A 20,193-nucleotide genomic window follows, 5' to 3' on the forward strand; every position below is an offset into this window, starting at 1 on the left:
TTACACGCTCTCGGCGGCTCTCAACTGGGCGAACCAGGTCAGGATCGACCGCTTGTAGTTCTCGGGCATGTTCAGTCCGGCGATCTCGTCCTCGGCGAACAGCCCGACCTCTTTGTGTTCGTGGGATAGGACGGGTTCGGCGTTGGTGTCCGGGTAGCAGCCGTACGTGACGATGAAGACGTGTTTCTCGGCGGCGTTGATGTAGTAGATCCACGAGTCGAGGATCGGCCCTGTGGTCACAGGCCACTGTGTTTCCTCGGTGATCTCACGGGCGACGCACTCTTCGGGGGTCTCGTCCGGTTCGATTCGGCCGCCGGGCAGTTCCCATTCCTCGCGTTCGTTCTTCAACAGCAGCACTCGGCCGTCGCGAACTGCAACGCCCTTGATCGAGATCGAGTACATGTGCGGAACGTAGCCGGTCATGCCCGGAACGCTAGCAGCGCCAGGGGCGTACGGCCGGGCGATCGGTGGTGACAATTTGTCAGTGGACCTGTGTCGGGGGCGAGGGGGACCGTTAGCGCATGTTGGTTCACTTGCAGCAGGATTGGGCGGCGAGCGTGGCGGCCGGTCTCGTGTCCGACGGAATCGCCAGGTTCGACCGTGTCAATTCCCGGTCGCAGTTCGTCACGCTCGCGGCGTCGTTGGGCCGGGTCGTGCCGCACCGGGACAGCGACAGCGACGGGATCACCACCTTGCAGAACCGCGGCGGCGTCGCCCGGCCTATGGGGTTCGGTGGCTTCGGTGCCGGCGCGTTGGCTCCGCACACAGACCGTTCCGGTGTGATCGACCCGCCGGTGCTACTGCTGGTCGTGTGCGTGCGGCGCGCCGCATCGGGCGGGGAATGCCTCGCGATCGACGGACAGCGCGTCTACACCGATCTCGCGACTAGCGCGCCGGAGGCGGTCGAGGTGTTATCGCAGCCCCGCACAGCCTTGTTCGGCGGTGCCGCCGGGTATCTCGGTTCCGTATTCGAGCCCACCAGCGGCGGCCGGGTCCGGGTCCGGTACCGGCGGGACGGACTCGCCCAGTACTCGCCGCAGGTGACCCGCTGGCTGCCGCAACTGGAGGATGCGATCGACCGGCACACGGTGCGGTTCACGCTGGAGCCCGGCGAGGGGTACGTCCTGCACAACCACCGGTGGATGCACGGCAGGACCGCATTCACCGGTGACCGCGTCATGTACCGGCTGAACCTGAGCCCTCACCCCGAGTTCGAGATCCTCCCGGGGTTCGCGCTCCCTGACGCGGTGCCGGGGGCAGCGCCATGAACCACTCGATGGCGTTTGGCTGGATCGATTATGAAATCAGCCGTGCACCCGAATGGGATCGCGCCCAGATACACCGACTCGCCCGCCACCTCGGGTACCGCCTCGTGTGGCCCGACGAACGGTCGGTGCTCCGGGTGGCCGTCCAGGCACGCAACGCTGGGGCCGATCTGGTGATCCTGCCGGAACCCGATCACCTGAGCCCGCTCGAACTCAACGCGGTCATGGATGTGGCCGATGTGGAAACCGTGATGCCGCGACTGAGTTTCGCCCGTTGGGCATTCGCGAAGGTGGGCCCATGAGCGCCGCGGTCGCGATCGGTTTCGCCCTCGCGATCGGGCTTCCGCTGCTGGTGATCGCCGCGACGATCTGGTGGCCGTGATGTGCCGATACGGCGTCGGCGGAGGGAAGCTCGATGATACGCGGTACTCGAGGCCCGCCCTGTCCGCCGGATTCGGGCGGGCCCCGAGAAGCTGGATCAGGTGGTGATCGGGAGGTACACGCGGTTGCCGGAGTCGGCGAATTCGGCCGACTTTTCGGCCATACCCGCTTCGATGGCCTCCACATCGGTCAGGTTGTGTTGTTCCGCGTACTCGCGGACGTCCGCCGAGATGCGCATGGAGCAGAATTTCGGACCGCACATCGAGCAGAAATGCGCGGTTTTGGCCGGTTCCGCGGGCATCGTCTCGTCGTGGTATTCGCGGGCGGTGTCCGGGTCCAGGGAGAGGGCGAACTGGTCCCGCCAGCGGAATTCGAAACGCGCCTTGGACAATTCGTCGTCTCGGCGCTGGGCGTGCGGGTGGCCCTTGGCGAGATCGGCGGCGTGTGCGGCGATCTTGTAGGTGATCACGCCGGTTTTCACGTCGTCGCGGTTGGGCAGGCCCAGATGTTCCTTGGGGGTGACGTAGCAGAGCATCGCGGTTCCGGCCTGCGCGATCATGGCCGCACCGATCGCGGAGGTGATGTGGTCGTAGGCGGGGGCGATATCGGTGGCCAGGGGGCCGAGCGTGTAGAAGGGGGCCTCCTCACACAGTTCCTCCTCCAGCCGCACGTTCTCCACGATCTTGTGCATCGGCACATGGCCGGGGCCTTCGATCATCACCTGCACGCCGTGGGCTTTCGCGACCTTGGTCAGTTCGCCGAGGGTGCGGAGTTCGGCGAACTGTGCTTCGTCGTTGGCGTCGGCGATCGAACCGGGACGCAGGCCGTCGCCGAGTGAGAACGTCACGTCGTAGCGGGCCAGGATGTCGCAGAGTTCCGCGAAATGCGTGTACAGGAACGATTCCCGATGGTGGGCCAGGCACCATGCGGCCATGATCGAGCCGCCGCGCGAGACGATCCCGGTGACCCGTTTCGCGGTGAGCGGTACGTACCGCAGCAGTACACCGGCGTGCACGGTCATATAGTCGACGCCCTGTTCGCACTGCTCGATCACGGTGTCGCGGTAGAGCTCCCAGGTGAGTGCGGCCGGATCGCCGTTCACCTTCTCCAGCGCCTGATAGATCGGCACGGTGCCGACCGGCACGGGGGAGTTGCGCAGGATCCACTCGCGGGTTTCGTGGATGTTCTTGCCGGTGGACAGATCCATGATGGTGTCTGCGCCCCAGCGGGTGGCCCACACCATCTTCTCGACCTCTTCGGAGATCGAGGACGACACCGCGGAATTGCCGATATTGGCGTTGATCTTCACCAGGAACTTCTTGCCGATGATTGTCGGTTCGAGTTCCGGATGCCGGTGGTTGGCCGGTATCACGGCCCGTCCCGCGGCGACCTCCTCGCGCACCAGCTCGGCGGAGACTCCTTCGCGGGCGGCGATGAATCGCATTTCGGGGGTGACCACACCGGCCCGCGCCCACGCGAGCTGCGTCCGGGGGCCCGGTACATCCGGCTTCGCCCAGGTGTCCCGTAGTTTCGGCAGACCGGCTTCCAGGTCGATGGCCGCCGAATCGTCGGTGTACGGCCCGGAAGTGTCGTACACGTCGAAATGCTCGCCGTTGGTCAAATGGATCCGGCGCACCGGAATGCGCAGGCCGTCCACTTCTCGATAGTGCTTGACGCTGCCCTCGATCGGACCCGTGGTCACGGAATCGACAGATGTGCCCGTCATTTTTCCTCCCTACGCCGGCATTACCCGGTCAGGTTCATACGGTCGACAGCCCTGAACGCCCCGATGGGGCTAGCCGTCCTCTCAGCCCGCTGGTGCGAGCCCCCGTTGGATGAAATTTTCCGCCACCGACCCTACTGTATTTTTGGCGCCGCCTCCGGCGGCGCGGGGTTGGGGGGCCCGGTGGGGGGGGGAATTACGACCACCCCGCCCCCCGGGGGGGCCCCCCCCCTTTTTATAAATTTTCCCCCCCCCCCCCCAATTTTTTTTGGGCCCCCCCCCCGGGGGGCCCGGGTTCGGGGCCCCTTTGGTCTCGAATCTTCCCTCCTCCGCTCCTCCGCTTCGCTCCCCCGCTCCGTCAGTCCAGATCCGAGACGGGCCCCGAACCATGAACGGCTGCCGAACTCGGGGCGCGCAGGTTGGTCTCGCGATGGGTCGGGGTGCGAAATGTGACATCAACCGACCCAAGTTGCCGGAATACGGCTTCCGGGGGCCGTGAGCGATAGGGTCGAACGGTGACGCTCTCGCATGGATCGCTGATGACCGTGGGCGAGTTCGAGGAACTCGACGCCGCAGCCCAGCGCATATCCGAGGGACTGCGGCTGGAATACCTGAACGGCCTGCTGGCCGCGAAGGCGCGACCGGACGCCAACCACAGCCGGGTCGTGCAGTGGCTGGCCCGGTTCCTGGTGCCGCGCCGCTCCGAGCTGTGGTTGTTCGCGGACCGCGGCCTGCGGGCCGGGCGCAGCGGTGGCAGCCGGGTGCGGCCGGACGCGATCCTCGCGCCCGCGTCGGCGTTCGCCGGTGAAGGTGAATGGTCGGACCCGAATCCAGTACTGATGACCATCGAGGTCACCTCCCGGGCCCAGCACACCGAACTGCGCGACCGGCTGGACAAACCGTTCCTCTACGCCGCCACCGGGATCCCGCTGTACCTGCTGATCGACCGCGGTGCCGGGGAGGTCAACATCTTCAGCGAACCCGACGACGGCCGCTACGCCGAACGCGAGACCTTCCCCTTCGGCACCGATATCGAGATCCCCGAACCACTGGGCGTCATCCTCGCCACCGACCCGCTGCTGGAGTGGACCTAGCCGGTCAGTCGCCGAATTCGGCGATCACCGGCGCGTGATCGCTCGCGCCCTTACCTTTGCGCTCCTCGCGATCGACTCCGGCATCGACCACCGTGGCAGACAAGGCCGGGGAGGCGAGGATGAAATCGATGCGCATACCTTCCTTACGCGGGAAGCGCAGCTGGGTGTAATCCCAGTAGGTGTAGACCCCGGGGCCGGGCGCGAAGGGCCGCATCACATCGCTGAAACCGGTGTCGGTGATCGCGGTGAAGGCATCGCGTTCCGGTTGGGAGACATGGGTTTTCCCGGTGAAGAACTCGGGGGACCACACATCGTCGTCGGTGGGCGCGATATTCCAGTCGCCGACGAGAGCGGTTCTCCCACCCGGGTCCTCGGCCAGCCAGCGGGCGGCGTTCTCCCGCAGGGCCGCCAGCCAGGCGAGTTTGTACTCGTAGTGCGGATCGTTCAGGGTGCGGCCGTTGGGTACGTACAGACTCCACACCCGGACCCCGCCGCAGGTCGCGCCCAAGGCCCGCGCTTCGACGGTGGGCGTGCTGATGAGGGTATCCGCGGCGTCCCGGTCGAACCCGGGCTGACCCGGGAAGCCGATCTCCACGTCCTCGAGCCCCACCCGCGACGCGATCGCCACACCGTTCCACTGGTTGAGCCCCACATGCGCGACCTCGTAACCGGCCTCGGTGAACCGCTCGAACGGGAACTGATCGTCCCGGCATTTGGTTTCCTGCAGGGCGAGCACGTCGATGTCCTGCCGGTCCAGCCAGGCCAGGACCCGGTCCTGCCGGGAGCGGATCGAATTCACATTCCAGGTTGCCAGTCGCAACGAAAAATCCCTGTTCTATCGGTGGGGCGCGGCTACAGCGTGGCCGGGGCGCCTCCGGGGACGGCGTACCGGTAGCTGTGGTGATCCAGGAAACCCAGTTCGCCGAAGAGTTCCAATGCCTCCACATTACCGGCCTCGACCTGCACGTACGCATGGGTTGCGCCACGATCGTGACCCCAGCGCAGCAGTTCCCCGCAGACCAGTGCGGCCAAGCCGTGGCGGCGATGCGCGGCCAGGACGGCGACGCAGGTCAGGCCGACCCAGCGGCGGCCGTCGGCGGCGGTGGTGAGGGCGCCGCGGGCGATGGCGATCGGGCTCGGCAGCCCCAGCGAGGCGAAACCCAGCTGTCCGTCGTGCACCGCGCAGAGCACCTCGGGCAGCGGCACGGTGGCGGTATGGCCGCTGGGTTCGTCGCCGCGGTGGCGGTGGATTTCCAGCCAGGCGATATCGGGTTCGGTGGCGATCCGCACCATGGACGGCCCCTGGGGGAGCACGAAATTCTCCAGGTCGATGCCCAGAACCCGGGTTTCGCCCCAGCTGTTCCAGCCCGGCGGCACGGTGGCCAGCCGGTCCGGTAGGGCGAGTTGCAGCGGTAAACCCTTCGCGGCGTACCAGGCGCCGATCCGATGCAGGGTATCCGGCTCGATCCGCGCCGGGCCGCTCGAATCACCGATGGGCACAGCGGAATTGGCGCGGCGGGTGTAACCGTGGCCGGCGCGCAGCATCCAGCCGTCGATCCAGGCGTATTCGGTGCCCGGCCAGCCGTAGGCGGCGGCGGATTCCAGCGCGCGGATCTCGGAGGTGCGAATGGGCCGCGGCGACAGCGTTTTCAACGCGACGATCCGGCCGGCCGGAATCAGCACCGGATGGCCGTCGGCGCCCATGACGGTGAGCGGATTGGTCGACATCACCTCGCCGATCACATCGGTCAGCGGTGGTTCGCTGCCGTCGGGCAGGCGGTAGCGGACAACGACCCGCTCACCGATCGGGAGATCGGCGGCGGCGGGATGGTTCTCGGGTCCGGGCGGTTCAGTCGTCATGTCCGAAGGGGTCCGGGTCGCTTCCGGGTAGCCAGCTCAGGCCCGGGACGCCCCAGCCGTTGCGTTTCACCGATTTCTTCGCCGCGCGGGCGTGCCGGCCGATGAGTACGTCGATGTACAGATGGCCGTCGAGGTGGCCGACCTCGTGCTGCAGCATGCGCGCGAAGAAGCCGGTGCCTTCCACGGTGACCGGCTCGCCGTGCTCGTCGGTGCCGGTGACCTTCGCCCAATCGGCGCGGCCGGTGGGGAACTGCTCACCGGGGACCGAGAGGCAGCCTTCCTCGTCGTCGTCGGGGTCCGGCATGGTTTCCGGGATCTCCGAGGTCTCCAGCACCGGGTTGATCACTGCCCCGCGGCGCCGCGCCACCGTGCCGTCGGCCGCCCGGTCGGGGCAGTCGTAGACGAAGAGCCGTTTGGCCACGCCGACCTGGTTGGCGGCCAGGCCCACGCCGTTGGCGGCGTCCAGCGTTTCGTACATATCGGCGATCAGCCCGGCCAGTTCGGCCGGTGATTCGGTCACCGGCTCGGTCGGACGGTGCAGGACCGGATCACCGACGATCACGATGGGCAGGATTGACATGGTTACGAGCTTATTGGGGTGGGTGCGGCGCCGTGAAAAGGGCCTGTCCCGTCCGGCCGCGGCGGGTCCGGCCGGTCAGTGCCCGGTTTTCCGGTACGCCCGTACCGGACACGCCCGGGTGGACTCGGCAGCGGGCGACCGGGTGTCGTGGTTGAATATCGCAAGGCAGTAACACGGTGAGGCGTTCGGTCACGATTCGATCGCATCCGGTGGTAACTCGGCGAGGAGCAAGATGGACGGCGCAGCAGCGCGGGATCTTTCCGCAACCCAGGGCAGTCCTTCGGCCAATACAGCGAATACGTTTCCCGAACCGGCTCATGATCCCGAAAGCGGCCTGAGCCGCCGCGAACACGAGATCCTGGCCTTCGAGCGGCAGTGGTGGAAATACGCGGGCGCCAAGGAAGAGGCGATCCGCGAACTCTTCGCGCTCTCGCCCACCCGCTATTACCAGGTGCTCAACACCCTCATCGACCGCCCGGAAGCCCTGGCCGTCGACCCCATGCTGGTGAAACGCCTACGCCGCCTCCGCGCCGGCCGCCAGAAATCCCGCGCCGCCCGCAAGCTCGGCTTCCAGGTGTAAAACCCGCGCGCGCCAGCGCGCGAAAGACACCTCAACCGCTAGGCTCGGGCGGGTGAGCAACTCGAACGCTGGCTCCGGTGGACCGCCGCTGCGTGCGACGGCAATGGTTCTGATCGCGCTGTCGATCGTTTTCGCCGGTCTGGGCGCGATGTCGCTGTCGAGCGCGGATTCCGATACCGCCGAGGACGCCGGGTCCACCTCGGCCGCCGCCGCGCCGACCGCCCCGCGTCTCACCACGAGCCTCGCGGCGCCGACCACGGCCGCGGCCGGCTCGACCTCGGCGGGTGCGACCACCACCGCGGGCGCCACGACCACCACCGCGACGACCTCGGCATCCGCCGGTGCGGTGGACCGGGCCACGCCGATCCGGGTGCTGAACAACAGCCTGGTCGCCGGTCTGGCCGCCACCACCGCGAACGAACTCACGGCCAAGGGCTGGACCAACACCTCCACCGGGAACTACGCCGCGACCACGCTCGCGGCCACCACCGTCTACTACGGCGACACCCCCGCCGACAAAGCCGCCGCCGAAGCGGTGGCCGCGGATCTCGGTGCCACCACCGCGCCCATGGTCCCCGGACTGGGCGACGGTTCCGGGGTGGTCGTCGTGGTGACCGGTAGGTGAACCCGGCGGCCGGAGGTCGGGGGCGTCCCGGGCGGATGCGGCGGGCGTGGCATCATCGTCTGCGTCGAACGATCGTTGTCGAAACGCTCTACCCGTAAACTCGGTACTCGTAAAGGAGTTCCCTGATGGCACCGTCCTCATCTCGTCGCCCGTCCTGGCGGAGCGTGACCCCGGTGCTGGCTGTCGCGGCTTTCGGCCTCGTTGCCTGCACGAACAGCCAGGAGTCCAGCGACGTACCGGGAACCACTCCGCCGGTGTTCACCTCTTCCCCCGCCCCCGCCGGCGAGGGTGAGCACGGGGAGCACGGTGGGCACGGCGAGGAGCAGGAATCCCCGGCCGGTTCGGGCACGGAGGTCGAGTTGAAGTCGCCCAGCGGGCAGTCCCTGGGCACCGCCAACTTCACCGAGGACGGCAACCACCTGCGGGTCACGGTCGACGCCACCGGCCTGACCCCCGGTTTCCACGGCCTGCACATCCACCAGGAAGGCAAATGCGAAGCCAATTCCGCGCCGCCCGCCGGTGGCGCGCCCGGTGACTTCCTGTCCGCCGGTGGGCATCTGCAGGTCGGCGGTGCCACCGGACATCCCGCCAGCGGGGATCTGACCTCGCTGCAGGTGCGCGAGGACGGGCACGGCTACCTGGTCACCACCACCGACAAGGTCACCATGGCCGATATCCAGGGCAAGGCGATCATCATCCACGCCGGCTCGGACAACTTCGCCAATATCCCGGACCGCTACACCCGCCCGGGTGGCACCGGCCCGGATGAGCAAACGATGAGCACCGGTGACGCGGGCGGCCGGGTCGGCTGCGGCGTCATCGGGTAGCTGTCGACCCGCGACGGAGGCGTGTATGGGTGGGGCACGGATCGACCCGGTACCTTTTCGTGGCTCACCCCGGCCGACCATCGGCATCGAATGGGAGATCGCCCTCGTCGACAAGACGAGCCGCGATCTGTCCAATACCGCCGCCGCCGTTTTCGATGCGGTCGGTGAGCTGCGGGCGCACGACGGCACCCCGCAGGTCACCAAGGAACTGCTGCGCAACACCGTGGAGTTCGTCACCGGGGTGCACGACAGCGTCGGGGCCGCGGTGCAGGATCTGTCCGGCACCATGGACACCGTGCGCCGGGCCGCCGACGGGCTCGGGGTGGATCTGTTCTGTGCCGGGACACATCCGTTCGCGCAGTGGTCCACCCAACAACTCACCCGCACCGAGCATTACGACGAGCTGATCGAACGCACCCAGTGGTGGGGCCGGCAGATGCTCATCTGGGGTGTGCACGTACACGTGGGAGTTTCGCACCGGGAGAAGGTTTTCCCGATCCTGAACTCACTGCTGCTGTCCTATCCGCATCTGCTGGCGCTGTCGGCGTCGTCACCGATGTGGTCGGGTTCGGATACCGGCTACGCGAGCAACCGGGCCCTCATGTTCCAGCAGCTACCGACGGCGGGGCTGCCGTTCCAGTTCGAGAACTGGACCCAGTTCGAGCATTACGTGCACGACGAGATGAAAACCGGTGTGTTCGAACAACTCGGCGGTATGCACTGGGATATCCGGCCCGCTCCGAAATGGGGCACCATCGAGGTGCGGATCTGCGACGGCATCTCCAATCGCGGCGAACTCGCGGCGCTGGCCGCGCTCATCCACAGCCTGATCGTGCATCTGGACGAGCGGGTGGAGCGCGGCGAAGACCTGCCGACCCTGCCGCCGTGGCATGTGCAGGAAAACAAATGGCGTGCCGCCCGCTACGGGTTGGACGCCATCGTGATCGTCGATTCCGACAACACCGAACGCCTGGTCACCGAAGACCTCGACGATCTGCTGAACCGCCTCGAACCGACCGCCCGCCGCCTCGGCTGCGCCGACGAACTCGCCGCTGTGGCGGATATCCCACGCCGCGGTGCCAACTATCAACGCCAGCGCCAAACCGCCGCCGCTGCCCAGGGCGATCTGGTCGCGGTCGTCGACGCCCTGGTCCGCGAGCTACGCGAATAGACGACCCGGCACCCCGGCCCCCACGGGGGTTCCACCTCCTGTTCAACAGGCCATAGGTATGCCGTTCACGTGCCGTTTACGATGGGCGGGTGCTAGTCGAAAACCCGAATATGGGAGCTGGAGCCGTGGCGCGCAAATCTGCGCCGCACCGGGGGATTCGGGTGCTCGCTGTTCTCGCGGTCCCCGTACTGTTGCTGGTGCTGCAGGGGGTGGCGCTGTGGCGGGGCTACGAGGGCCCGCTGGAGAGCCTGTTCCGGGATTACGCCGGTACGCCCAAATCGATGACGGTGCCGTGGGCGGGGTTGATACTCGCGCTCGTCGGGGTCGGCAACCGGCACCGGGTGATCGCTTTCGGGGCGGCCGTCGCGATCGATCTCGTCTACGCGGTGGTGCGGGTCGCGCTGGGCGGGCCGTTCACCGTCGGTAACGGGCCCGTACTCGTGCTCACCGGACTCGCGCTGCTGGCCTGGTGGCGCTGGACCGGGCGGCAGCGGCGCAACGCGCTGCACGCGGCGGCGCTGGGCGCGCTGCTGATCCTGGCGACCAAGGTCGGCGATGTCTGGTTGCATATCACCGTCGACCTGCAGCCGCGGGTGCTGGATCAGTACGTGATGCTGGCCGACCACGCGCTCGGCGACCCGTCCTGGGTGCTGGGCCGGGCGTTGGAGGTGCTGGGCCCGATTCCCGACGCCGTGCTGCACTGGGTGTACATCGAGCTGCCCGCGGCGGCGATCGTGGTGGCGGTCTGGCAGTTGCGCGCCGTGGCGGGTGGTGGCCGCTGGCCGAACCACTATCTGGTGCGCACGTTCCTGGTGCTGGGCCTGGTGGGTCCGCTGGTGTACCTGCTTTTCCCGGTGGTGGGCCCCATGTTCGTCTACGGTGCGGACGGTGGCGGTTTCCAGGTCGGCAACTACTGGCCCGGTGCGGTCCCGCCGCTGGACCGCACCCCCGAGGCGCTGCTGTTCGGCGATCTCGCCCCGCGCAATTGCATGCCGTCGATGCACACGGCCTGGGCGCTGGCGTTGTTCCTGCACACCCGCCGCAACGCCGACGGCACTCTCGCCCCCACCTGGCTGCGCTGGGGCGGAACCTTCTGGCTGCTGTGCACCCTCGCCGCGACCCTCGGCTTCGGCTATCACTACGGCGTCGACCTGGTCGCCGGCGCGGTGCTGTGCCTGACGATCGAATCGGCGCTGCGCGAACCGGAACGCGGCTGGGGCTGGTTCCGCATCCGCCTGGTCGGCGGTGGTGCGCTGGTACTGGTCACGTTGCTGCTCGGCTACCGGTACCTCGCCGTGCAGATGGCCGACTACCCGGTTGTGGCCGGCTCGATCGTCCTGGCGCTACTGGCCGCCGTGGCCGCCGGCTTCCACGCCACCTGGTTCGCCCGCCGCCGCACCGGCGTCCCCCTGGCACCCGGCTCGGACACAGCCGGCACGGACAGGTTCCTCACTGCCCAGCTGCCGCGGCCGAAGAGCTCGCCGACACCCACCGGCGAGCCCGTCGAGTCCCGCTGACCCGCCGTAGCCGACATCCCCTGACACAGCCACGGCGGCGCCGTTCGCGGGCCAGTGCACGCGTTACCTCACTGCTGGTCGTCCAGTTTGTCGCCCAGTTCGTTCACGACCAGCAGGTCTTCGCGGTGGCGTTGCTCCCGGTAGGCCGTGCGGCCGATCAGGTGGGCGATCACCGGGGCGGTGAGCAAGGTGAACAGGCCGACCAGGATCAGCATCCAGACGTTCGGGTCGTCGTAGACCCGCAGGCAGGTGCCGGCGAGGACCAGGTTGAGACCGATCACCTGCGGTTTGGTCGCGGCGTGCATGCGCAGCAGGGTGTCGGGGAAGCGGACGATCCCGACGGCCGCGGTGAGCGCCATCAGCGAGCCGATGATGATCAGCGTGCCGGAGGCGATATTCAGGAATGTGCTCATCGGTCGTCCCGGACCCGGTAGCGGGTGACGGCCGCGGAGCCCAGGAACCCCACCAGGGAAAGCGCGACGATCGCCGGTACCACGCTGGTGTCGCGGCTGTAGGCGGCCCACACCGCCAGGCCACAGATCGCCATCGCGATGATCGAGTCGATGCCGACCACCCGGTCGAGGGTGTCCGGGCCGGCGAGGATGCGGTATGCGGTGATCAACGCGGCCGTACCGAGCAGGACCGCGGCCACCAGGGCCACGACGATCATGGCTGCACCTCCTGGGTGGGCAGTGGGGTGGCGCGGCGCTGGAAGGCCTCGATCAGCAGCGTCTCCACCCGGCGGATGGTGTGGTAGAAGCTGGCGACCGCCTTTTCGCTGCTCACGTCGATCACGTGCACATAGACCACGCATTGTTCCCGGTCGATTTCGATGACCATGGTGCCGGGGATCAGGTTGAGTAGGTTGGTGCACAGCACCAGGACCAGATCGGACCGGAACGCGAATTGCACCCGCAGCACACCGGATACGGGTGCGGCGCCGGGGCGCAGCGCGAACCACGCGAGTTGCAGGCTCGATTCGATCGCGTAGTACGCGAAGTAGGCCAGCAGTTTCAGCAGCGGCAGGATGCGCAATTGTCCGCTGACCGGTATCCGGGGCAGCGGCAGAGTCACCATGATCACCACACCGACCGCCAGGCCCGACAGGACGTTGGCGACGCTGATCTGGCCCCACAGCGCGACCCATACCAGCGCCAGCCAGAGCAGTACGCCGGCACGTAACGCGTTGTCGCGGGTTATTGCGGTGCGGAGTCTCATTTCGTCCCCCCGCCGAGTACGGCACCGATATAGATGCCACGGTCCTGTAGTTCGGTCGCGGATCGGTCGGCGATACCGAGTATCGGCCCGGCCCAGACCGTGAGCGCCAGTCCCACCGCGACCAGCGCCGCCGTCGGCAGCACCATCATCGTGGGCAGCCGGCCGGGATCGGTGCGTTCGTCGTAGAGCATGTCGGTGTTGTCCTCGACCAGGGAGGGCAGGGTCGCGGCCACGAGGTGCCCGTCGGGCGCCTGTTCGCGCGGCCGCCAGAACGCCTTGCTCCAGACCCGTGCCATCACATAGAGGGTCAGCAGACTGGTGACCACCGAGCCGCCGACCAGGATCCAGGCCAGCGTGCTGCCGTCGTCGGCGCCGGCCTGCAGCAGGGTGACCTTGCCGATGAAACCGGAGAACGGCGGGATACCCCCGAGGTTGAGGGCCGGGATCAGGAACAGTCCGGCCAGCAGTGGGCTCGCCGCCGCCATCCCGCCGACCCGGCGTAGCGAGGTCGAGCCGGCCTGCCGTTCGATCAACCCCGCCACCAGGAACAGCGCGGTCTGCACCAGGATGTGGTGCGCGATGTAGTAGACGGCGCCCGCCAAGCCCAGCATGCTCGCGATCCCCACGCCGAACATCATGTAGCCGATATGGCTGACCAACGTGAACGAGAGCAACCGGCGGATATCGTTCTGCGCGATCGCGCCGAATATACCGATCAGCATGGTGAGCAGGCCCGCGATCAGCAGCAGGTTGTCGAATCCGCCGTCGGGGAACAAGAGGGTCTGGGTGCGCACGATGGCGTACACACCCACCTTTGTGAGCAGACCGGCGAACACCGCGGTGACCGGGGCCGGCGCGGTGGGGTAGGAGTCGGGCAGCCAGTTCGACAGCGGGAACACCGCCGCCTTGATACCGAAAGCGACGAGCAGGACGCCGTAGACGGCCTGGCGGATCCCGTCGGGAACGGCGTCCATGCGCAGGGCGAGCTGGGCGAAGTTGAGGGTCCCGGTGGCTCCGTAGACGACGGCGACGCCGATCAGGAAGATCATCGACGACACCATCGACACCATCACATACGACACCCCCGCCCGGATGCGTTCCGCGGTGGCGCCCAGGGTGAGCAGGACGAACGAGGCGACCAGCAGGATCTCGAAACCGACGAACAGGTTGAACAGGTCCCCGGCCAGGAACGCCATCGACACCCCGCCGTTGAGTACCAGATAGGTGGGCCAGAAGATCGAAGTGGGCTGGCGGACCCGGCTGTCCCCGATGTTCTGCCCGGCGCCGTAGACGGCGACGGCGAGCAGCACGATCTGGGAGACCAGCAGCATGGCCGCCGAGAGCCGGTCCACCACGATGGTGATCCCGATCGGCGTCTCCCAGCCGCCGACCTGCACCGCGACCGTGCCGTCGCGGTCGGCCAGGTACAACATCACCGCGCACACCACGACCGCGGCGGTGAGCGCCACCATCACGACCACCCGCTGGAAGCGGGGCCGGCGCCCGGCGATGAGGGTCGCGGCGGCGGCCAGCAGGGGGATGAGCACCGGTAGCGGCGCCAGCGCGGGCAGGAGGTTCTGCGGCAAACTCATTCTTCGGGGTCCTCCCGCTCGCGCGCGCTGATCCCGACATCCTCCGGATCGTTCTCGACTTTTTCGCTGGTGGTCAGGATGTAGGAGCGGTAGGCGAGGGCGAGGACGAACGCCGAGACGCCCATGGTGATGACGATCGCGGTCAGCACCAAGGCCTGGGCGAGGGGATCGGCCGTGCTGTCGCGGACGGTATCGGTGGCGCCCTTGATGGGTGGTGCGCCGTCCGGTCCGCCCATGGTGATGATCAGCAGGTTCACCGCGTTGCCGATCAGCAGGATGCCGAGCAGCATCTTCGTGACCGTGCGTTCCAGCAGCAGATACACCCCGCAGGCCAGCAGGACCCCGACGAGGACCAGCAGGGTCAGGTTCGCGCTCATGATTGCACCAGCTCGTCGTCCAGGCGCGCCCCGAGGCTGCGCAGTACGTCCAGGACCAGGCCCACCACGATCAGGTACACGCCGAGATCGAAGAACAGCGAGGTCACCAGCTTGATATGGCCGAGCAGCGGAACCGTCGCCTCGACGATCACCGAGTACAGCGGTGGTGCACCCAGCAGCAGCGGTATGGTCGCCGTTCCCGCCGCCAGCACCAGCCCGGCGCCCAGTAGATGACCGGCGTCGACGGGGAGGGCCTCGCCGAGTTCGTACTGTCCGCCCGCGAGATAGCGCAGGACCAGTGCCAGCCCGGCGATGAGCCCGCCGGCGAAGCCGCCGCCGGGTGCGTTGTGGCCGGAGAAGAAGAAATACACCGACAGCACCATCATCGTCGGGAACACCAGGCGGGTGGTGATCTGCAGGACCATCGACCGCTCCCGGCGGTCCACCAGCCGGCCGGCGGGCAGCCAGCTCACCTTCCCGGGCCGGTAGTTCGGGGCGTCGGCGGCGCGCGGCGGCAGACCGAACCGGCGACTGCGGAACACCAGCGAGGCCACACCGGTGGCGGCCACCACCAGCACCGAGATCTCGCCGAGGGTGTCCCATGCGCGCATATCGACCAGCAGGACGTTGACCGCGTTCTTCCCGCCGCCGAATTCGTAGGCCGCCGCGGGGATCCGTTCCCAGATCGGTTCGGTACTGCGCGCCGCGGCGGCGAACGCGGCCAGCACCGGCACCGTGACACCGACCGCGATGGCGATCGCGGCCCGGCCGAGCTGGAAACCGGCCTGCTGCTCCGGGCCGATCTCGGCGGGGAACGCGCGCAGGACCAGCACGAAGACCACCAGGACAAGGGTCTCCACCAGGAACTGGGTCAGCGCCAGATCGGGGGCGCCGTGCAACGCGAAGATCACACCGCAGCCGTAGCCGGTGAGCCCGACCACCAGCACACTCGCCAGCCGATTGCGCAGGACGGTGGCGCCGAGCGCCATGGCGATCATGATCGCGGCGATCACCAGCTGCAGCGGACGGTCCCACAGTCGCAGCTCGACCCCGGTGCGGGTGCCAACCGCCAGTACCGTGGCGGGCAGAATGACCAGGGTGCCGAGGATCGCGGCCTGGTTCAGCGGCAGGGAACCGCGTTGCACCGAACCGGTCATCTTCAGCGATATCCAGTCCATGGCGCGTAGCGCGGTATCGTAACCGCGGTCGGCGTTGCCCAGCAGGGTCGTCGATTCGCCGAATACATCGCGCCGGATATAGAACAGGGCACCGCCGGCGATGATGATCACGGTGAACAGCAGCGGCAGGGTCAGGCCGTGCCAGAGCTGCAGGTGGGTGGTCAATTCTCCGGGCAGGGTCGCCGCGTAGGGGGTCAGCAGCGGGTCGATCCAGGGTGCGGCGAGGCCCGCGCCCAGCGAACCCAGGGCCAGCAGCACGGGTGCGGCGACGAAGGCCGGCCCGGGTGCGTGCCAGTCCGGAACCCGGATACCGGGCTTATCGGCGAACGCGCCCCAGACGAACCGCGCGCTGTAGGCGACGGTGAGCATGGATCCCAGCACCACACCCGCCAGCAGCAGCCATTTACCGGTACCGCTCAGCGGCGGATCCGCCGCGAGTTCCGCTGCCAACGCAGATTCCTTGGCCACGAAACCCCACAGCGGCGGGATACCGGCCATGCTCAGCGCCGCCAGCGTGGAGGAGATCAGGAGAACGGGTGCGCGGCGCCCGAGACCGGACAGTTCGCCGATATCGCGGGTTCCCGCATTGTGGTCGATGATGCCGACCACCAGGAACAGGCAGGCCTTGAACAGCGCGTGGGCGATGAGCAGCCCGATACCGGCCAGAGCGGCGTCGGGGGTACCGAGCCCGACCATCAAAACGAGGAAGCCCAGCTGGCTGACGGTGCCGAAGGCCAGGAGCAGTTTCAGGTCGGTGACCTGCATGGCCCGCAGGCCGGCCAGCAGCATGGACGCCAGGCCGAGCGTGAGGATCAGCGGCCGCCAGACCGGTTCGTCGGCGAAGGCCGGGGCGAGCCGCGCGATCAGGTAGACACCGGCTTTCACCATGGCCGCCGCGTGCAGATACGCGCTCACCGGGGTGGGTGCGGCCATCGCCCCGGGCAGCCAGAAATGCAGCGGCACGATGGCCGATTTGCTGAGCGCGCCGACGAGCACCAGGACCAGTCCCACCTGCACGGCGATACCGCCGGGCGGTTCCGGCGCGGCGAGCAGGTCGGAGAGCAGATAGCTGTCGTAGACCTGCCCGAGCACGACGATGCCGACGAGCATCGCCAGCCCGCCCGCACCGGTGACCAGCAACGCCTGCAGGGCCGCCCGGCGCCCGGCCGCGCTGTCGGAGTTGTGCCCCACGAGCAGGAACGACAGCACCGTGGTGATTTCCCAGAAGACGAACAGCAACAGCATGTTGTCGCTGGTGACCAACCCGAACATGGCGCCTGCGAAGGCGACCAGCCAAGCGGCGAAGGAACCGAGTTTGGGTTCGTCGTCGTCGAAGTAGCGGGCGCAGTAGGCGAGTACGAGTGCGCCGATGCCCAGGATCAGCGCGCTCATCACGGTGGCGAGCGGGTCGGACCGCAGTTGCAGGGTGAGGTCGATGGTCGGTGCCCAGGCATAGCGCACCTGCTGGATATCGTTCCAGCCCGCGATCACCCAGCCGAGCGAGAGCAGCGGTACCAGCGCCAGCGGATAGAACGCATTACGCCCCAGTACTCGCACGGCTGCGGGCGCGGCAAGCGCGGCCAGGGCGTGTGCGAGCAGGATGGCGAGCAAGCGTTACCTCCGTCGGAATCAGGGGCGGCGGGGTATTGCGCGCTCATCATATGCGAGCACGATCTGGCACCATCGTACAGATATACGGACCCCGGTCCGCATCCGGCTACCCTTCGGCAACAATTTGCGCAGGTCAGACATAACGGACAAGCTTCGGACAGGGCGGGCCGGTAGTGGCAGCGTCACCGCATTCGCTCACCGGTAACCGGCTCCGCTGTCCCCGCTGCGCTCACCTCTCGGAGTATCGGCGGAGGGCGTCGACTTGGGCAGGGTCGAGGGAGGGGCGGACGGTGCGGCGGGCGGCGGCGATATCGTCGGCGGTGACGTCGGCGGCCAGTACATCGCGGCGCATGGCCGAGAGCGCGGCCTCGCGGAGCAGGGCGGCGCAATCGGCGGCGGAGAAGCCGTCCAGGTCGGCGGCCAGCCGGGCCAGGTCGACCGATTCGGCCAGCGGCACCGAGCGCCCGGCCGTGCGCAGGATGGCTTCCCGGGCCTGGGCGTCCGGCGGTGGAACGAAGACCAGCCGTTCCAGCCGGCCGGGCCGCAGCAGCGCCGGGTCGATGAGTTCCGGGCGGTTCGTGGCGCCGAGCACCACCACGTCCCGCAGCGGTTGCACCCCGTCCAGCTCCGTGAGCAGCGCGGCGACCACCCGGTCACCGACCCCGGAGTCGGAACTCTGCCCGCGGCGCGGCGCCAGCGCGTCCACCTCGTCCAGGAAGATCAGCGACGGTGCCGAATCGCGGGCCCGCTGGAACAGCTCCCGCACCGCACGCTCCGACGAACCGACCCATTTGTCCATCAGTTCGGCGCCCTTGACGGAGTGCACGCTCAGTTGCCCACTGCCCGCCAGCGCACGGACCAGGAAGGTCTTCCCGCATCCCGGCGGGCCGTAGAGCAGCACCCCGCGCGGCGGTTCGATACCCAGCCGGGCGAACGAATCGGGATGCCGCAGCGGCCACAGCACCGCCTCGGTGAGCGCCTGCTTGGTCTCGGCCATATCGCCCACCTCGTCGAGCCCGAGAGTGCCGATCGCCAGCTCCTCGCTGCCCGAGCGTGACAGCGGCCGGATCACCTCGAGCGCCCCCAGCAGGTCCTCGTGTTCCAACCGGGGCTCGGCGCTTTCCCGGCTGGCCCGGGCCGCCGCCCGCAGGGCTGCCTCCCGGCACAACGCCGCGAGGTCGGCGACGACGAAACCGGGCGCCCGCGCGGCGATCTCGTCGAGCCGCAGCTCGCCGGTGGGCACCTTGGCCAGTAGCTGTTCGAGCAGAGATTTGCGGATCGCCGCGGTGGGCAGGGCCAGCGCGAGTTCGCGGTCGCACAGATCCGGGGCGCGCAACCGGGAATCCACCGCCGCGGGATGCGCGGTCGTGGCCAGCAGCGCCACACACGGTTCGGCCACCGCGGCCCGCAGCTGGTCCAGGATCAGCGTCGCCACGGGTTCGGCCGGTTCCGGAAGCAGGGCGTCGATATCGGTGATGAGCAGTACGCCACCTTTACCCGACCCGACCGCCGCCACCGCGGCCGCGACCTCCCGCAACCGGGCCCCGCTCTCGGCCGCACCCACCGACGGCCCGTCCAATTCCACCACCCGCCGGGGTGCGGCCACCGCCCGCGCCAGCGTGGCCTTACCCACCCCGGCCGGACCGGTGATGAGTACGCCGAGGTGCGGGGCGGCGCCCAGCGCTTTCAGCAGCTCCGGCTCGTCCAGCGCCAGGCTCAGCCACTCCTCGAGTTTGGCGGCCTGCTGCCGGGCGCCGGCGAGTTCCTCCACCCGGACCTCGGTGGCGGGGGCACTGGTCACAGGCACCGCGCCCGGCAGATCGGTTTCGCAGACGGTATCGAGATGGCTGGGCACCATGGGCTGCCCGGGCCCGCCCTGCCCGTTGACCCGCACCGCCGCGGCCTGATTCCCGGTCACCGCCCCGGCGGTCCATTCGACCGCCGAATTCGGCTGCACACTCACCGGACCACCCGGCGGATCGGTGGCAACCACGGTGAGCAGTTCGGAGGTCCAGGCGATCCCGAACGCCCGGGACAACGCCTGACTGGCCGCCGCGGACGGAATATCCGGACCCAGATCCCGCGGCAGCAGCGAGACGGTATCGCCGACGGTCACCACCTTGCCGAGCAATGCCTGCCGCAGGGTCGCGGCCGGAATGGTCTGGGTGGCGTGCCGCGACCCGCTCACCGAAATATGCCGGGCGCCCTGCACCCGGGCCGGTGCGACCACCACCGTGGCGTTCTCTCGCAACCCGGCATTGGACAATGTCACATCGTCGAGCAGCGCCGTCCCCGCCGGCGTACCGGCCGGAGCCCGGCCGGCGACCGCCGCGGTCCGCCGCGCGCCGACCAGCATGATCCCGTCCCACTCGCGTAGCCCCAGCGCGGTCAGCACTTCCGGGTGCAGCCGGATCACCCCCCGCCGGGCATCGGCGGCGGACGAATTGAGACGGACGGTCAAAGCCAGTTCAGCCACAGTGTTATTTTGCGCCGCCTTCGGCGGCGCGGGGGTTGGGCCCCCAGGGGCCAAAAATTAAGGGCGGCGGCCACACGCCCGCGCCCCCCGCCGCGCGCACCGCCCGCACCGGGCAGCG

The 20,193-nt window shown here is 68.5% G+C and carries 20 protein-coding genes; 8 read left to right on the forward strand and 12 right to left on the reverse strand.

Annotated elements, in window-relative coordinates:
- Nucleotides 1-423 carry an NUDIX hydrolase gene (locus tag QH276_RS25155; RefSeq protein WP_280400860.1) on the reverse strand — a complete coding sequence of 141 codons (423 nt, stop codon included), beginning with the start codon at nt 421-423 and terminating at the stop codon, nt 1-3.
- A gap of 98 nt (nt 424-521) precedes the next feature.
- Between QH276_RS25155 and QH276_RS25160 the strand changes: the two genes are divergently transcribed.
- Both QH276_RS25160 and QH276_RS25165 read left to right on the forward strand, forming a co-directional pair.
- Nucleotides 522-1,268 carry a TauD/TfdA family dioxygenase gene (locus QH276_RS25160; protein WP_280400861.1) on the forward strand — a complete coding sequence of 249 codons (747 nt, stop codon included), beginning with the start codon at nt 522-524 and terminating at the stop codon, nt 1,266-1,268.
- Between the two features lie 8 nt (nt 1,269-1,276).
- Complete coding sequence (locus QH276_RS25165) at nt 1,277-1,567, forward strand: hypothetical protein (RefSeq protein WP_280400862.1); 291 nt, start codon at nt 1,277-1,279, stop codon at nt 1,565-1,567.
- Nucleotides 1,568-1,743: 176 nt separating this feature from the next.
- On the opposite strand, the gene thiC is transcribed toward QH276_RS25165, so the two are convergent.
- Entirely contained in the window at nt 1,744-3,372 is a 1,629-nt protein-coding gene (gene thiC, locus QH276_RS25170) for a phosphomethylpyrimidine synthase ThiC (RefSeq protein ID WP_280400863.1), read from the reverse strand.
- Nucleotides 3,373-3,884: 512 nt separating this feature from the next.
- Between thiC and QH276_RS25175 the strand changes: the two genes are divergently transcribed.
- On the forward strand, nt 3,885-4,463 hold the full coding sequence (locus QH276_RS25175; protein WP_280400753.1) for a Uma2 family endonuclease: 579 nt from the start codon (nt 3,885-3,887) through the stop codon (nt 4,461-4,463).
- 4 nt (nt 4,464-4,467) lie between these two features.
- Here QH276_RS25175 and QH276_RS25180 read toward each other — a convergent pair whose 3' ends face one another.
- Genes QH276_RS25180 through QH276_RS25190 form a run of 3 tightly spaced genes read right to left on the reverse strand, consistent with a single transcriptional unit; the run spans nt 4,468 to nt 6,903 of the window.
- Nucleotides 4,468-5,283: an exodeoxyribonuclease III gene (locus QH276_RS25180; RefSeq protein WP_280400752.1), complete on the reverse strand. Its 816-nt coding sequence runs from the start codon at nt 5,281-5,283 to the stop codon at nt 4,468-4,470.
- A 32-nt stretch (nt 5,284-5,315) separates the two neighbouring features.
- Nucleotides 5,316-6,323 (reverse strand): N-acetylglutamate synthase, CG3035 family, encoded by a 1,008-nt coding sequence (locus QH276_RS25185; protein WP_280400751.1) that lies wholly within the window; start codon nt 6,321-6,323, stop codon nt 5,316-5,318.
- Nucleotides 6,313-6,903 (reverse strand): peptide deformylase, encoded by a 591-nt coding sequence (locus QH276_RS25190; protein WP_280400750.1) that lies wholly within the window; start codon nt 6,901-6,903, stop codon nt 6,313-6,315. Before QH276_RS25190 ends, QH276_RS25185 begins: the two co-directional genes overlap by 11 nt.
- A 232-nt stretch (nt 6,904-7,135) precedes the next feature.
- Here QH276_RS25190 and QH276_RS25195 point away from each other — a divergent pair, with 232 nt between their 5' ends.
- From QH276_RS25195 to QH276_RS25215, 5 genes are all read left to right on the forward strand, one after another.
- Nucleotides 7,136-7,483 carry a DUF3263 domain-containing protein gene (locus QH276_RS25195; protein ID WP_280400749.1) on the forward strand — a complete coding sequence of 116 codons (348 nt, stop codon included), beginning with the start codon at nt 7,136-7,138 and terminating at the stop codon, nt 7,481-7,483.
- A 52-nt stretch (nt 7,484-7,535) separates the two neighbouring features.
- Nucleotides 7,536-8,108 (forward strand): LytR C-terminal domain-containing protein, encoded by a 573-nt coding sequence (locus tag QH276_RS25200; protein WP_432278692.1) that lies wholly within the window; start codon nt 7,536-7,538, stop codon nt 8,106-8,108.
- 125 nt (nt 8,109-8,233) lie between these two features.
- On the forward strand, nt 8,234-8,935 hold the full coding sequence (gene sodC / locus QH276_RS25205) for a superoxide dismutase[Cu-Zn] (protein WP_280400748.1): 702 nt from the start codon (nt 8,234-8,236) through the stop codon (nt 8,933-8,935).
- Nucleotides 8,936-8,960: 25 nt separating this feature from the next.
- Nucleotides 8,961-10,106 carry a glutamate--cysteine ligase gene (locus QH276_RS25210; protein WP_280400747.1) on the forward strand — a complete coding sequence of 382 codons (1,146 nt, stop codon included), beginning with the start codon at nt 8,961-8,963 and terminating at the stop codon, nt 10,104-10,106.
- A 110-nt stretch (nt 10,107-10,216) separates the two neighbouring features.
- Nucleotides 10,217-11,623, forward strand: a complete 1,407-nt coding sequence (locus QH276_RS25215) for a phosphatase PAP2 family protein (protein ID WP_280400754.1) — start codon at nt 10,217-10,219, stop codon at nt 11,621-11,623.
- Nucleotides 11,624-11,691: 68 nt separating this feature from the next.
- On the opposite strand, the gene mnhG is transcribed toward QH276_RS25215, so the two are convergent.
- The 7 genes from mnhG to QH276_RS25250 all read right to left on the reverse strand — a co-directional run bounded on the left by mnhG (nt 11,692) and on the right by QH276_RS25250 (nt 20,075).
- Nucleotides 11,692-12,036, reverse strand: a complete 345-nt coding sequence (mnhG, locus tag QH276_RS25220) for a monovalent cation/H(+) antiporter subunit G (RefSeq protein WP_280400746.1) — start codon at nt 12,034-12,036, stop codon at nt 11,692-11,694.
- Complete coding sequence (locus QH276_RS25225; RefSeq protein ID WP_280400745.1) at nt 12,033-12,293, reverse strand: monovalent cation/H+ antiporter complex subunit F; 261 nt, start codon at nt 12,291-12,293, stop codon at nt 12,033-12,035. The genes mnhG and QH276_RS25225 overlap by 4 nt, the downstream gene beginning before the upstream one ends.
- Nucleotides 12,290-12,841 (reverse strand): Na+/H+ antiporter subunit E, encoded by a 552-nt coding sequence (locus QH276_RS25230; RefSeq protein ID WP_280400744.1) that lies wholly within the window; start codon nt 12,839-12,841, stop codon nt 12,290-12,292. The genes QH276_RS25225 and QH276_RS25230 overlap by 4 nt, the downstream gene beginning before the upstream one ends.
- Nucleotides 12,838-14,433 (reverse strand): Na+/H+ antiporter subunit D, encoded by a 1,596-nt coding sequence (locus QH276_RS25235; RefSeq protein WP_280400743.1) that lies wholly within the window; start codon nt 14,431-14,433, stop codon nt 12,838-12,840. Before QH276_RS25235 ends, QH276_RS25230 begins: the two co-directional genes overlap by 4 nt.
- Nucleotides 14,430-14,810 (reverse strand): Na(+)/H(+) antiporter subunit C, encoded by a 381-nt coding sequence (locus QH276_RS25240; protein WP_280400742.1) that lies wholly within the window; start codon nt 14,808-14,810, stop codon nt 14,430-14,432. Before QH276_RS25240 ends, QH276_RS25235 begins: the two co-directional genes overlap by 4 nt.
- Nucleotides 14,807-17,599: a Na+/H+ antiporter subunit A gene (locus tag QH276_RS25245; RefSeq protein ID WP_280400741.1), complete on the reverse strand. Its 2,793-nt coding sequence runs from the start codon at nt 17,597-17,599 to the stop codon at nt 14,807-14,809. The genes QH276_RS25240 and QH276_RS25245 overlap by 4 nt, the downstream gene beginning before the upstream one ends.
- Before the next feature lie 229 nt (nt 17,600-17,828).
- Nucleotides 17,829-20,075, reverse strand: coding sequence for an AAA family ATPase (locus QH276_RS25250; protein ID WP_280400740.1), 2,247 nt, complete (start codon nt 20,073-20,075; stop codon nt 17,829-17,831).
- Nucleotides 20,076-20,193: the final 118 nt, after the last annotated feature.

The sequence above is a fragment of the Nocardia carnea genome, assembly GCF_029869215.1.
GTDB classification, from domain to species: domain Bacteria; phylum Actinomycetota; class Actinomycetes; order Mycobacteriales; family Mycobacteriaceae; genus Nocardia; species Nocardia carnea_B.

Bases quoted from the DNA above. Each gene is read 5' to 3' on its own strand.
- QH276_RS25155 (WP_280400860.1), bottom strand. From the start codon at position 423: ATGACCGGCTACGTTCCGCACATGTACTCGATCTCGATCAAGGGCGTT.
- QH276_RS25160 (WP_280400861.1), top strand. From the start codon at position 522: ATGTTGGTTCACTTGCAGCAGGATTGGGCGGCGAGCGTGGCGGCCGGT.
- QH276_RS25165 (WP_280400862.1), top strand. From the start codon at position 1,277: ATGGCGTTTGGCTGGATCGATTATGAAATCAGCCGTGCACCCGAATGG.
- thiC (WP_280400863.1), bottom strand. From the start codon at position 3,372: ATGACGGGCACATCTGTCGATTCCGTGACCACGGGTCCGATCGAGGGC.
- QH276_RS25185 (WP_280400751.1), bottom strand. From the start codon at position 6,323: ATGACGACTGAACCGCCCGGACCCGAGAACCATCCCGCCGCCGCCGAT.
- QH276_RS25190 (WP_280400750.1), bottom strand. From the start codon at position 6,903: ATGTCAATCCTGCCCATCGTGATCGTCGGTGATCCGGTCCTGCACCGT.
- QH276_RS25195 (WP_280400749.1), top strand. From the start codon at position 7,136: ATGGACGGCGCAGCAGCGCGGGATCTTTCCGCAACCCAGGGCAGTCCT.
- sodC (WP_280400748.1), top strand. From the start codon at position 8,234: ATGGCACCGTCCTCATCTCGTCGCCCGTCCTGGCGGAGCGTGACCCCG.
- QH276_RS25210 (WP_280400747.1), top strand. From the start codon at position 8,961: ATGGGTGGGGCACGGATCGACCCGGTACCTTTTCGTGGCTCACCCCGG.
- QH276_RS25215 (WP_280400754.1), top strand. From the start codon at position 10,217: ATGGGAGCTGGAGCCGTGGCGCGCAAATCTGCGCCGCACCGGGGGATT.
- mnhG (WP_280400746.1), bottom strand. From the start codon at position 12,036: ATGAGCACATTCCTGAATATCGCCTCCGGCACGCTGATCATCATCGGC.
- QH276_RS25225 (WP_280400745.1), bottom strand. From the start codon at position 12,293: ATGATCGTCGTGGCCCTGGTGGCCGCGGTCCTGCTCGGTACGGCCGCG.
- QH276_RS25230 (WP_280400744.1), bottom strand. From the start codon at position 12,841: ATGAGACTCCGCACCGCAATAACCCGCGACAACGCGTTACGTGCCGGC.
- QH276_RS25235 (WP_280400743.1), bottom strand. From the start codon at position 14,433: ATGAGTTTGCCGCAGAACCTCCTGCCCGCGCTGGCGCCGCTACCGGTG.
- QH276_RS25240 (WP_280400742.1), bottom strand. From the start codon at position 14,810: ATGAGCGCGAACCTGACCCTGCTGGTCCTCGTCGGGGTCCTGCTGGCC.